At 40.5% G+C, this 12,517-nt stretch carries 14 protein-coding genes; 5 read left to right on the top strand and 9 right to left on the bottom strand.

The features are described from left to right. Window positions 1-63 precede the first annotated feature (63 nt). The 3 genes from rpmA to ACKWB9_RS00905 form a co-directional block, all read right to left on the bottom strand. Complete coding sequence (rpmA, locus tag ACKWB9_RS00915; protein WP_414001094.1) at window positions 64-324, bottom strand: 50S ribosomal protein L27; 261 nt, start codon at window positions 322-324, stop codon at window positions 64-66. 50 nt (window positions 325-374) lie between these two features. Further along, a complete protein-coding gene (gene rplU, locus ACKWB9_RS00910) occupies window positions 375-914 on the bottom strand; it encodes a 50S ribosomal protein L21 (RefSeq protein ID WP_414001093.1) in 540 nt (179 codons plus the stop codon). An 88-nt stretch (window positions 915-1,002) separates the two neighbouring features. Next, the gene (locus ACKWB9_RS00905) at window positions 1,003-1,467 is read right to left on the bottom strand and encodes a DUF4199 domain-containing protein (RefSeq protein WP_414001092.1); all 465 of its coding nucleotides are present in this window, start codon (window positions 1,465-1,467) and stop codon (window positions 1,003-1,005) included. 219 nt (window positions 1,468-1,686) lie between these two features. Between ACKWB9_RS00905 and ACKWB9_RS00900 the strand changes: the two genes are divergently transcribed. Beyond that, the gene (locus ACKWB9_RS00900) at window positions 1,687-3,009 is read left to right on the top strand and encodes a M16 family metallopeptidase (RefSeq protein ID WP_414001091.1); all 1,323 of its coding nucleotides are present in this window, start codon (window positions 1,687-1,689) and stop codon (window positions 3,007-3,009) included. Window positions 3,010-3,017: 8 nt separating this feature from the next. Continuing rightward, window positions 3,018-5,093: a M16 family metallopeptidase gene (locus ACKWB9_RS00895; protein WP_414001090.1), complete on the top strand. Its 2,076-nt coding sequence runs from the start codon at window positions 3,018-3,020 to the stop codon at window positions 5,091-5,093. Window positions 5,094-5,162: 69 nt separating this feature from the next. Here ACKWB9_RS00895 and ACKWB9_RS00890 read toward each other — a convergent pair whose 3' ends face one another. Both ACKWB9_RS00890 and ACKWB9_RS00885 read right to left on the bottom strand, forming a co-directional pair. Next, on the bottom strand, window positions 5,163-5,906 hold the full coding sequence (locus tag ACKWB9_RS00890) for a head GIN domain-containing protein (RefSeq protein ID WP_414001089.1): 744 nt from the start codon (window positions 5,904-5,906) through the stop codon (window positions 5,163-5,165). 80 nt (window positions 5,907-5,986) lie between these two features. Beyond that, the gene (locus ACKWB9_RS00885; RefSeq protein WP_414001088.1) at window positions 5,987-6,865 is read right to left on the bottom strand and encodes a DMT family transporter; all 879 of its coding nucleotides are present in this window, start codon (window positions 6,863-6,865) and stop codon (window positions 5,987-5,989) included. Between the two features lie 91 nt (window positions 6,866-6,956). Here ACKWB9_RS00885 and ACKWB9_RS00880 point away from each other — a divergent pair, with 91 nt between their 5' ends. The 3 genes from ACKWB9_RS00880 (at window position 6,957) to ACKWB9_RS00870 (ending at window position 9,016) form a co-directional block, all read left to right on the top strand. Continuing rightward, window positions 6,957-7,331, top strand: a complete 375-nt coding sequence (locus tag ACKWB9_RS00880; RefSeq protein ID WP_414001087.1) for a hypothetical protein — start codon at window positions 6,957-6,959, stop codon at window positions 7,329-7,331. Window positions 7,332-7,414: 83 nt separating this feature from the next. Then, window positions 7,415-8,437 (top strand): transporter, encoded by a 1,023-nt coding sequence (locus tag ACKWB9_RS00875; protein WP_414001086.1) that lies wholly within the window; start codon window positions 7,415-7,417, stop codon window positions 8,435-8,437. Between the two features lie 153 nt (window positions 8,438-8,590). Next, the gene (locus ACKWB9_RS00870) at window positions 8,591-9,016 is read left to right on the top strand and encodes a hypothetical protein (protein ID WP_414001085.1); all 426 of its coding nucleotides are present in this window, start codon (window positions 8,591-8,593) and stop codon (window positions 9,014-9,016) included. A gap of 43 nt (window positions 9,017-9,059) precedes the next feature. Here ACKWB9_RS00870 and ACKWB9_RS00865 read toward each other — a convergent pair whose 3' ends face one another. Genes ACKWB9_RS00865 through ACKWB9_RS00850 form a run of 4 tightly spaced genes read right to left on the bottom strand, consistent with a single transcriptional unit; the run spans window position 9,060 to window position 12,421 of the window. After that, entirely contained in the window at window positions 9,060-10,001 is a 942-nt protein-coding gene (locus ACKWB9_RS00865) for a pyridoxal-phosphate dependent enzyme (protein WP_414001084.1), read from the bottom strand. Between the two features lie 53 nt (window positions 10,002-10,054). Beyond that, the gene (gene gldD, locus ACKWB9_RS00860; RefSeq protein ID WP_414001083.1) at window positions 10,055-10,609 is read right to left on the bottom strand and encodes a gliding motility lipoprotein GldD; all 555 of its coding nucleotides are present in this window, start codon (window positions 10,607-10,609) and stop codon (window positions 10,055-10,057) included. Further along, window positions 10,599-11,927 carry a gliding motility-associated protein GldE gene (locus ACKWB9_RS00855; protein ID WP_414001082.1) on the bottom strand — a complete coding sequence of 443 codons (1,329 nt, stop codon included), beginning with the start codon at window positions 11,925-11,927 and terminating at the stop codon, window positions 10,599-10,601. Before ACKWB9_RS00855 ends, gldD begins: the two co-directional genes overlap by 11 nt. 23 nt (window positions 11,928-11,950) lie before the next feature. Next, a complete protein-coding gene (locus tag ACKWB9_RS00850) occupies window positions 11,951-12,421 on the bottom strand; it encodes a single-stranded DNA-binding protein (RefSeq protein ID WP_414001081.1) in 471 nt (156 codons plus the stop codon). Window positions 12,422-12,517 lie beyond the last annotated feature (96 nt).

Below are 12,517 nucleotides of genomic sequence, written 5' to 3'. Positions count from 1 at the left end.
ATCATGTAACAAAAAACCCTCACTTTTTGAGTGAGGGTCCGTAAATTATCGCTAAAAGGAATTTTAAGCCTCAAAAGGCTCTATGGAAACATAAGATTTCCCTCCCGCTTTCTTTTCAAACTTTACCAAGCCATCTACACGTGCATGCAATGTATGGTCTTTTCCCAAGTACACATTCTCACCTGGGTTGTGCTTTGTTCCACGCTGTCTAACAATAATGTTACCCGCTATGGCGGCCTGACCTCCAAAAATCTTAACACCTAAACGTTTCGATTCCGATTCTCTACCGTTTTTTGAACTACCTACACCTTTTTTATGTGCCATGATATATAATTTTAAGCTCCAAACCTTCGTTTAGAGATTATCGTTAATTTTTATTTGCTCAAAGCTGCTATCAAATCAGCTTTCTTCATAGAGGAAATTCCCTCTATTCCTTTGGCTTTTGCCATTTCCTTTAATTCAGCGACCGTACTTTTACTTAAGTCGGCACTGGCTTTTTCAGCAGGTTTAGCAGTCTCTTTTGCTGGAGCTGCTTTCTTGGTTTCGGCTTTTTTCGTTGCCGGTTTCCCTTCATTTTTTGCAGGTGCCGCTTTTTTAGCTCCTTTTGCAACAATGGATTCGATAACGATCTCGGTCAAGGATTGGCGGTGTCCATTTTTCTTTTTGTATCCTTTGCGCCTCTTCTTGTGAAACACGATTACCTTATCGCCCCTCAGGTGTTTAATGACTTTGGCCTCTACTGCGGCTCCGTCTACAGCCGGGGCGCCAATAGTCACGTTCTTGCCATCGTCCAACAAAAGAACATTGTCAAAAGTTACCTTTTTTCCTTCTTCTGTCTGCAAACGGTGAACGTACACTTTTTGGTCTTTTGCAACTTTAAATTGCTGCCCTGCCATCTCTACAATTGCGTACATAGTATTAATAAATGTAATGATTAAACCTTGGGATTTTTTCCAAAGGCGGGTGCAAATATACTTCTTAATGGCGAATCTACAAGGCTTTTTAGAAGTTTTTAGCCTTGTTTTTCGAGGGATTCAAAGAAGTTTTAAATAGTTGCATAAAAGATAGGGTCAAAACCAGGGTCGTTGTAAAACCCATAACTGCGACCACCAAAAAAACTATGGCCTCAAAACTCCTATATTCATTGGCCCATTTGGTAGAAAGTTCCTCTAAAAAACGGGTGTTGAATTCCGTAGCATAAAAAGCAAAGAAAATAGTAAAAATGAGCGTAGCTACCCCTCCTGCGATCAAACCGGCGACAAAACCATTGCCATAGTTAAAATCATTGCCCTTTTTAATCTTATAAAATTTAATGGCTTCATAAATGCCGAAACCGGTGATGACGCCGTTGAACAAACTATAAAAAATATTGGTATGGAGACCCAATAAGGACAAAATCAGAAAATAAGCGATCAAACAACCACTAATAGCGATACCAAAACGAATGGGAAGCACATAATTCTTCATAATATTGGCTTACTATGATTATCGTTCCTTAAGTTAAGAAATCTTTACTTAATTATCGATATAATTTCATGTTAAAACAACATTCTTGCAATATCTTGCAAAAACGAAATATGTTACTTGTAACAAATTGTAATGAAAACATACAAATTTGAGATATGGATAAAGAGATGTACCATTGTCTCTATGAACAGGAATTTCATAAACATTAAACACTATACAATGAAACAAAAATTAGTAACGGCCTTTGCGCTACTTTTCATTGCCGGCCTTACCGGTGCACAAGAAGTGGCCTATGAGGAATATGACCTGGATAACGGACTCCATGTAATCCTACATAAGGACAATACGGCTCCAGTGGTAAGCACAGCGGTAATGTATCACGTGGGCGGCAAGGACCGTACAGAAGGCAGAACAGGTTTTGCCCATTTTTTTGAGCATCTTTTGTTCGAAGGCACAAAAAATATCGAAAGGGGAAAGTGGTTCGAAATCGTTTCTTCCAACGGGGGGACCAATAATGCCAACACTACCAATGACAGGACTTTTTATTATGAGGTGTTTCCCTCCAACAATCTAAAATTGGCCCTATGGATGGAATCTGAAAGAATGCTTCATCCGGTCATAAACCAGAATGGCGTGGATACACAAAATGAAGTGATCAAAGAAGAGAAAAGGTCTCGTTATGACAATTCGCCCTATGGGAAGATTTTATTTACCGTATCCGAAAATCTATTTAAAAAACACCCGTACAAAGACCCGAATATTGGATATATGAAGGATTTGGATGCCGCTTCATTGGATGAATTCATCGCCTATAAAGAAAAATACTATGTTCCCAACAATGCGGCACTGGTGGTTGCGGGCGACATTGATACGGAGCAGACAAAAAAGTGGATTTCCGAATATTTTGCAGCGGTTCCCAAAGGGGCCGACGTTGTTAAGGATTATCCTTTGGAAGACCCTATTACCAAGGAAATCAAAGCAAAAACTTACGATGCCAATATTCAGATACCTGCTACCATAATAGGTTATAGGACCCCGGGTTTTAAGAATAGGGACGCTTATGTATTAAACATGCTCTCCACCTATTTGAGTGATGGACCTACCTCCAAACTCTACAAAAAGATGGTAGACGACCAAAAGGAAGCTTTACAGGTCGGCGCTATCAATTTAGGCCAGGAAGATTATAGTATGTATTTGGTTTTCGCCCTACCGGTGGGACAGACCACTTTGGGGCAATTGAACACATCGATAGAAGAAGAAATTGAAAAGGTGCGTACGTCATTGATCTCTGAAAACGATTACAAAAAATTACAGAACAAGTTTGAAAATAAATTTGTAAACTCAAACTCGAATGTAGAAGGCATAGCGAATTCCTTGGCTACAAATTATATTTTATATGGCGACACTTCACTGATCAATAAAGAAATAGAAATCTACCGTTCCATTACCCGTGAAGAGATCATGGAAGTAGCCAATACATACCTGAAACCAAATCAAAGGGTTGTCATTGATTATTTGCCCGAAGAAAAACCTGCAAACTAAATATTGTAATGAAAAAGTTTTTTATACTATCATCCGTCTTGATCTTAAGTGCTTCATTAACACGAGCACAGGTAGATCGCTCCGTTATGCCAGAGCCAGGTCCTGCACCAGAAATAAATTTGAACGAGCCACAAAGTTTTGAACTGAACAACGGTCTAAAGGTAATGGTGTTGGAAAACCATAAACTACCAAGGGTCTCCATACAGTTAACCATAGATAACCCTCCCGTTTTAGAAGGCGATAAAGCAGGGGTTTCCGGCCTTACGGGGAGTCTTTTGGGGCTTGGTTCCAAAAATATAAGTAAAGACGAGTTTAACGAGGAAATCGATTTTCTCGGAGCAAAAATGAGTTTTGGGTCACAAAGTGCTTCCGCCAATTCACTTTCCAAATATTTTCCCAGAATATTGGAATTACTGGCCGATGCGGCCATCCATCCAAACTTTACGCAAGAGGAGTTCGAGAAAGAAAAGGAAAAATTAGTAACAGGGCTAAAAACCCAAGAAAAAGATGTTCCAACCATTGCAGGAAGGGTACAACGGGCATTAGCCTATGGTAAAAATCACCCTTATGGGGAATATGCATCCGAAACAACCGTACAAAACGTGATGCTGACGGATATTGAAAGCTTCTACCGCGATTATTTTGTACCCGCCAATGCCTATCTTATCATAATAGGAGATGTAGTTTTTGATCAGGTAAAAGAGCTGGTAGAAAAATATTTTACCCCGTGGACCAAGGCAATACCCCCTTCATTTGGTTTCTCCGACCCCAAGAATGCACAGTACACCCAAATTAACTTCGTGGATATGCCCAATGCCGTACAATCGGAAATAGCGGTACAAAACTTAGTGGAACTTAAAATGAATGATGAGGATTACCTCCCTGCATTAGTGGCCAATCAAATTTTAGGTGGCGGCGGTGAAGGTAGGCTTTTCCTTAACCTTAGGGAAGATAAGGCCTATACGTACGGATCGTATTCAAGTATAGGTAACGATAAATATGGAGTGTCCAGGTTCCTTGCTACGGCAAGCGTTAGAAATAAGGTTACCGACAGTTCCGTGGTGGAAATACTCAAAGAAATAGACCGTATCGTGAATGAACCGGTTACCGAAAAGGAACTGGCCAATACCAAGGCCAAATATGCAGGTAGGTTCGTTATGGCCCTAGAACAACCCAAGACCATTGCAGGTTATGCCCTGAATATTGAAAAGGAAGGACTATCCAAGGATTTTTACAAAACATATTTGGAACGCCTGGAAAAAATTACGGTGAACGACGTACAAAAAGCCGCACAGAAATACTTTAGTGCCAACAATGCAAAAATAGTGGTAGTAGGTAAGGGAAGTGATGTTCTGGAGAATCTGGAAAAAGTAACCTTTAAAGGTAAAAAAGTCCCTGTTAAATTTTACGACAAAACCGCCAGCACGGTCTCAAAACCTAACTACGATTCTAAAACACCAGAAGGCCTTACGGCCAACTCCGTTTTGGAAAAATATATTGAAGCGATCGGCGGAAAGACACTACTGGAAAGTGTAAAATCCTATTCATTGATCGCCACTGCCGAAATGCAGGGAATAAAATTGGACCTTGAAATGAAAAAGACATCCAAAAATCAATTCATGCAGGATATAAAAATGATGGGGAATTCCATGAGCAAGCAGGTTTTGGACGATAATAAGGGGTATATGGTGATACAAGGGCAGCGCAAAGACCTATCTGCGGACGAAATCACAAAAATAAAGGAGGAATCCGCACCTTTTCCCGAACTCAATTACCTGTCCGTGAGTGGCATTTCTCTAGCAGGAACCGAAATGATAGGCGATAAAAAAGCCTACAAGCTAAAAGTTACGGACCATAAAACGGTCTTTTATGATACGGTGTCCGGATTAAAGCTCCAGGAAGTAAATGTTGCCGAAATACAGGGGCAGCAAATAATCAGTACAATTAACTACAACGATTATAAAGAAATATCGGGGGTTTTGTTCCCTTATCTCATATCCCAGGCCATAGGGCCGCAGAAATTTGACTTTATCGTTTCGGAAATTAAAGTGAACGATGGGGTCTCGGCCTCGGATTTTGAATAAAAAATTACAGAGAGAAGCCCGTTCAAATGAACGGGCTTTTCCATTCTTACGATCCATAAGAAATAAACACTAACCTATCTTTCTAATTTCGGCCTCGCCAATTACAATTCCTTTTTCCACGGCTGCATCGCCTTCATAATTAATGGTTGTTTCACCATAACAGCTTACTTTTAATCTATCGGAAACATTTACCCTAAAATTACTTTCGCCATAGGCCGTGATCTTGGTTTCTTTATTATTCATTTCCCTTGTATTTACCTCGCTCTCCCCATACGCCCTGTATACCTGTCTGCGAACTTCCCCTGCTCCAACTTCCAGATAGCTTTCGCCATAAATGGCTACGGTAAGTTCATCCAATCTAACCGAATCAAAATAAACTTTGGACTCCCCGTAAATGGTCAATTTTAATTTATCCTGATCTAGCGGACTTTTACACTTTATGATTTCCTCTCCTCTAATGGACAGGTTCTTTAATGTTTTGTAGGTTATGATAACCGTAGCCATAGTACCGTTATAGATTGGTTTTTTTCCTTTCCAATTATCCGTTGAAACACGTTCGGATCTTGTTACCGTTTTTGCACCGTCCAAATATAATCTCAAGGTTTTGCCCTCTACCTTCACTTTTATTTTGTCCGTAGGTACTTTTGCATTGTCAATGACAACGGATTCTTCATCACCCTGAACCAAATCAACCGCTATATGCGGGCTTATGATTATTTTTTCAAAAGTATTTACCTTTATCTTTTTATGTTGGGCCTGTGAATTGAATGCAACAAAACAAAGAATGGCCACTATAAAATATGCTCTTTTCATGATATGTGTTTTTGATCGATCGTCATTTTAAATGACAACTACAATCTTACTTTGTTACAGTTGTACAGAAAGAACCAATGTTAATTCCTTCTTCTCTTATTTACCATCCACACACCGATCAAAATAACACATCCTCCCAGAATTTGATATATATTAATAACCTCGCCATCCCAAACGCCCCATAACACCGCCACCAAGGGTATCGTATAGGTCACGGAAGCCGCAAATACCGGGCTGGATATATGTATCAGTTTATTAAAGAGCATATTGGCCAGGGCCGTTCCAACAATGGCCAGGGCCAATAAAAACCAGATGGCCATCCGCATTTTAACGTCGGTCCAAAAATCAATTAAAACGCCATTGACCATTAGCATTGCCAAGGCAGGAACCACGGCCACGACAAAACTGCCCGTAGTTACCGCCAAAGGACTCAAATGGGCCAAGTGTTTCTTGATGATATTGATATTAAATGCATACCCCAAGGCAGAAATGATAATAAAAGCGGCGTACCAATAATTCTGGTCGGGCCTAAATTGCATACCGGCGAATAACAATATTATCGTGCCAAAAAAACCAATGACCACTCCCAAGAGCTGTTTTCCCGTTACCGTTAATCCAAAGAGAAGTACCCCCACCAGTGAAGTACACAAAGGAGCCACGGAATTGAAAATGGAAGTAACACCGCTATCTATCTCGGTCTGTGCCAAAGCGAACAAAAAAGGTGGGAAAAAAGAACTGCACAATCCCGCAATAACAATCCATTTCCAATCCATTACCCGAATGGCCTTTAAACTCTTAAACCCTAAAAGCAATAGGAAAGAAGCGGCCAATAGAATACGTAAACCTCCCAATTGTATGGGAGTAAAACCTATCAATGCCTTTTTGATCAGGATAAAGGACGAGCCCCAAATCAGCGAAAGAAAAATTAGATAAAACCATTTTTGATCTGGGCCTTTCAAAATTTGAAATTTTTTACAAATGTGCCGTTTTTTTATGATATAAAATTATCATACTCTAAAATGTGGTTTTAACTTTGCAAAAAAACCGAATTTGAGGTCTTTTACGGCAACTTTTTTTGTACTTCTCTACATGCTTGCCATGACCAGGCCCATAATGCCCTTGTTCGAGTATATACTCAATGAGGATTATATTGCGGAATTTTTATGTATTAACAAGGACAATATAGCATTGAATTGTAACGGAAAGTGTTATTTGATGCAAAAACTGGAGAAGCAAAACGAAGAAAAAAGGCAAAACCTTCCAAAAATAGCTTTGGAGGATTATCCTATCGGCTTTGTTTTTTTGGCTAGGATAGAAGCGCATCAAACAAAGATAGTACAGGCCAAGAGCTATTTTGAGTATCGAAACCTCTATCGGTTCCTTTACAGTCAACAAAGTTCGCACCCGCCAAATTCATTGGTATAATCCCACTACATACCACTGGTCGGCATGCAATTCCCATAGCATGTTCCCGGTATTCACTTACATTTAATCTTAATATCTAAAAAATGAAATATTCTTTTTTGGCCATTTTATGTTTGGCCACTATCAACATATATGCACAGGATACTATAAACAATACCCTTAAAAAATGGTCGGCCGGCAGACCTGATGGCCACGCACCTATATCCATTATGGGAGACCATATGCACGGTAAGGGGGAATGGATGTTCAGCTATCGCTACATGTACATGAACATGGAAGATTTAAAACAAGGTTCCAGCGATGCAAATTTTCAGGAGGCCCTAGCCGATTATATGGTAACCCCTACTAAAATGCCCATGAATATGCATATGCTGGGAGCCATGTATGCCCCAAGTGATAAATTGACCTTGATGGCCATGGTGAACTATTTGGATATGACCATGGACCACATTACCCGAATGGGAGGAACATTTACTACGGAAGCATCCGGCTTTGGAGATATTTCACTTTCAGCTTTATATCAGTTTTTTAATAAGAACCAAAAGACCATGCACGGACAGTTTGGAATATCCATCCCCACAGGTAGTGTTACCCGGAGTGATGTAATTCCGGCCTCTGCCCCAAATGCGGTCTTACTTCCTTACCCTATGCAAGTAGGTAGCGGCACTTTTGATACCAATCTGGCCGTCACCTATTTATGCCAGGGCAAAATTTTCTCCTATGGCTCGCAACTACGAGGGGTTTTTCGTTTTGGTAAAAATGAAAGGGATTACCGCTACGGCAATAGATACAGCCTAAATAATTGGCTGGCCGCAAAGGCAGCGGATTGGTTAAGTTTTTCTGTTCGGTTGGAAGGTCTGAACGTGAGGGAAATCAATGGTGCTGACCCCAACCTGAATCCGGCCATGGTCATCACCGCCGATACCGATAACTCTGGCGGAAATTACCTTAATTCCGGGATAGGGTTTAACACTTATATTCCCAGCGGAAGCTTAAAAAATCTTCGCTTCGGTTTTGAATTTGGCATCCCAATATATCAAGATCTTAATGGTATCCAATTAAAAAATAAAGAAACGGTAACGGCCGGATTTCAATATTCATTCTAATGACCAAATGGCACCGGCCCTAATCCTATGGGCCGGTGCCATATTATGAATTGGTCGTTAAAACTTTTTCATTATTCGGTATCTTTATCGTATTGAACCCATTAATCGATTTTTGATTAATATAGTAACTTGGTGAACTTTAAATAAAAAAATATGCTCTTTAATAAAAATTATTTCTCCTTGCTTTTGGTATTGATTTCATTTGGTTCCTGCAAAGAGGAAAAAAAAGCGGACGTGCCTACCCAAATGGAACAGGTAATGGCCATACATGATGAAGTAATGCCCAAAATGGGCACCCTGGGCAAATTGGCGGGAAAACTAAAACCAATGGCCGACTCCTTAGGCCCTGAATCCCCACAAGCCAAGGCATTGAACAATTTGCAGGAAGCGAATAAAGTCATGATGGACTGGATGCAAGGTTTTGGAAACCGATTCGATTCCGAAGAAATCCTAGAAGGAAAAACGCTTTCGGAAGAAAAACAAAAATGGTTGGACGAAGAAGAGGAAAAAGTAAAAGAAGTTAAAAACAAGATCAATTCCAGCATAGCAAAAGCAAAAAGTTTACTGGGTAAAAAATAGGTGCGGCGTTACAATTTGTAATCGTGGGATTTTTTAAACCTTTTTAAAAGGATAGGTTTTCCAAATCCACGTTACCCCCAGAAACTATAAGTCCTATTTTTTTGTTTTTGTAGTCATTTGGATTTTCCAAAGCATCCCGTAGCAAAGCAGCAACGGCAACGGCGCTTGAGGGTTCAATAATTATTTTCATTCGTTCCCAGACCAAACGCATGGCACTTACTATTTCTCCTTCTGTAACACGGACTATCTTTTTTACATATTCCTTAATAATGGGAAAATTGTTATCCCCTAATGTGGTCTTTAATCCGTCTGCAATGGTATTTGTCGTAACGTTCCCTTCTATTTTGCCGCTTTTTAAAGAGCGATAGGCATCATCTACGGCAAAAGGTTCCCCGCCGATGACCGCACAATTTTGCCCAAAATGATGAGCGGCCAAAGCTGAACCGGCAATGAGCCCGCCACCGCCAACTGGAGAAAAAATAACCGATAAATCCCGTTGTTCGTCCAACAATTCCAAAGCGGCCGTACCCTGTCCCATAATTACATCCTTATTATTGGACGGATGCAAAAATGTAGCCCCTGTTTCCTTTGTAATTTTATCCGCCGTTTCCTGCCGAGCCTTTATTGTAGGTTGGCATCCATAGATTTTCCCACCATATTCCAACACCCCTGTTTTTTTGACCTCTGGAGCCGATAAAGGCATTACGATATGGGCGGGCACCCCAATACTCCGAGCAGCCAATGAAAGTGCTTGTGCAAAATTCCCCGAGGAATGTGTAACGACTCCATTTTTTCTCTGGGCATCCGTTAATTTTAAAATGGCATTGGTGGCCCCACGAATCTTATAGGCTCCCGCACGCTGAAAGTTCTCGCATTTGAAAAATACTTCTGCACCAATTTTTGCATTGATCGATCGGGAAGTTAAAACCGGTGTATTATGGATATAAGGCCTTATTCGTTCATGGCAATCTAAAAAATCTTGCATTTTTGCGTTTTGAAAAACCCGTCAGGTTTCAAAAACCGGACAGGTCCGAAGATTTATTTTTTCCACCGAAGCGTCTCCATTATCCTTCGGACATCGTTTTGCAAATAGGCCGCAGCCGGAAGAATGGAATCATAATTGGGTTTGGTATAAAAATAGACCGAGCCCGTAAGGAAATGTTCCGTACTGTCCGTTACAAAAAACTGGGACTGGGAAGCGGCGTCCCCCTGAACCTCGAACAATGCTCCGTATACTTTCTCATCGGGATTTACAAAAGGATAAGGTATTATCTGCCCCTTTGAGGCATGTTCATAACTTAATTTTTCCGCGTCCCTGATCAGTTCGTTCAAATCATCTCCCACTTTTTTATAACTGATGAAAATGGAGCCTTTCATATCTGGATAATCAATGATAAAGGCTTGGTCTTTATTTGCTTCCGCACGGGCCAATCGGTTGTATTGAAACATAAAATCATCCGTTTCCAACGTAGCCAATTCCCCTTGGGGATATTCCAAACGGATCTGTGCTTTTGGTTTGGGGATAATAGATTCTTCTCTACAACCGGCCAAAAACAATATCAAAAGAACGATTGACAAATAATTAAGTTTCATGGGGCAAGGTTACTTTTATTTGTTTTAATCTCTTTTTATCCAAACTTTCTACAACGAAAAGGTAATCCTGAAAGGCAACTTTTTCTCCACGCCGTGGAAAATTGCCCGCAATTTCCAGAACAAATCCCGCTATGGTCTCGGACTCCCCTTTGTTATCCTCAAATAAGGATTCGTCCTCCAGTTTAATCACTCTATAAAAATCCTTTAATGTGGTCTTCCCTTCAAAAACATAGTTATAATCGTCCAGTTTGGAAAACACAAGGTCTTCGTCATCAAATTCATCACTGATATCCCCTACAATTTCCTCGATAATGTCCTCCAAAGTTACAATGCCGGAAGTTCCACCATATTCATCCACAACAACGGCCAGATGATTTTTCTTTTCTTGGAATTCGGCAAGTAGGTCATCCAGTTTTTTGTTCTCCGGAACAAAATAGGGTTCCCTGATAAGGTTTATCCAGTTAAATGATTTTCGTTCTAAATGGGGCAACAGGTCTTTTACGTAGAGTACACCCGAAACGTTATCTATGTTTTCCGAAAAAACAGGAATCCTGGAATAACCGTTCTTTTTAATTTCTTCCAACACTTCGGGAAATTTTAATTGCTCACTTAGGGCAAAAATGTCTATCCGCGGACACATTACCTGTTTGGTATCCGTATTTCCAAAGGTTACAATACCTTCCAGGATTTTTTGCTCCTCTTTTGTGGTATCGCCATCCGAAGTAAGTTCCAAAGCCTGCGAGAGGTGGTCCACGCTCAAATTGGATTTTTCCTTTCCCAGCTTATTGTAAAGAAATACCGTTCCCAAACGCATGGGAAGGCTTAAAGGGGAAAACAAAAAATCCAGAATTTTAAGGGGATAGGCCATAAAATGCGAAAAACTCCCCCGGTTCCTATTGGCATACACCTTAGGAAGAATCTCCCCGAACATTAAAATCAAAAAAGTGGCTACTACCACCTCTAAAAGAAATCGTAGGGACAAAATTTCAAAAAGAACATAGTCGATGTTCGAAAACAAGGTATCCCCTATAACATTAAAAAGCAATACAACCCCAATGTTAATGGCATTGTTCGTAATCAGAATAGTGGCCAATAGTTTTTTGGGGCGTTCCAATAATTTAAGTAAAATACTGCCCCTTGTCGTCTTTTGATCTGCAATTTCCTTTAATTCCGTCCCAGAAAGCCCAAATAAGGCAACCTCGGCCCCGGATATCATTGCGGAACATAACAACAACAATAACAGCACAATAATATTCAATGCAAAGACACTGTCCATAACCATAAAACTCGGAAGAAAATGAAGGGGGTCGGGGTCCAACAGTTATGGTTTAAGTTTAAAAATTAGAATGGCAAATCATCTTCCGGCTCCGGCTCACTTACTTGGGGAGTGGCTTGGCTTGGTGTATTCACCGTAGTATTTTGTACCGCTTGTTGCCCGGGCTGAGCATTAGCGGCATTATTTGCCATACTTTCCTTCTTTGTGGACAAAAAAGTAAAGTCCTGTACGTGTACCTCGGTCGTGTATCTGGTATTGCCGTCCTCTCCCTGCCACTGTCTATTTTTAAGTCTGCCCTCAACATAGACCTTATCTCCCTTACTGAGGTACTTTTCACATATTTCCGCAGCTTTGTTCCTAACTACGATGTTATGCCAATCCGTATTAGTAACGCGCTCACCTGTCTGCCTGCTCGTGTAGGTCTCATTGGTGGCAATGGGAAACCTTCCTATACTTCCTCCACCCTCAAAATAATGCATCTTTACCTCATCTCCCAAATGCCCGATCAGCATCACTTTATTTAATGTACCGCTCATACGCTTTAATTTATAAATTTTGAATAGGAAGGAAATTAGTTTGTATTAATGACTAAAACATCCCTAAAGCCCATCGATGGACGAATAAATCCCACT

This window comes from Maribacter spongiae (assembly GCF_047345125.1).
In the GTDB taxonomy this organism is placed as follows: domain Bacteria; phylum Bacteroidota; class Bacteroidia; order Flavobacteriales; family Flavobacteriaceae; genus Maribacter.
This window is presented reverse-complemented; position numbering and strand designations above follow the sequence as displayed.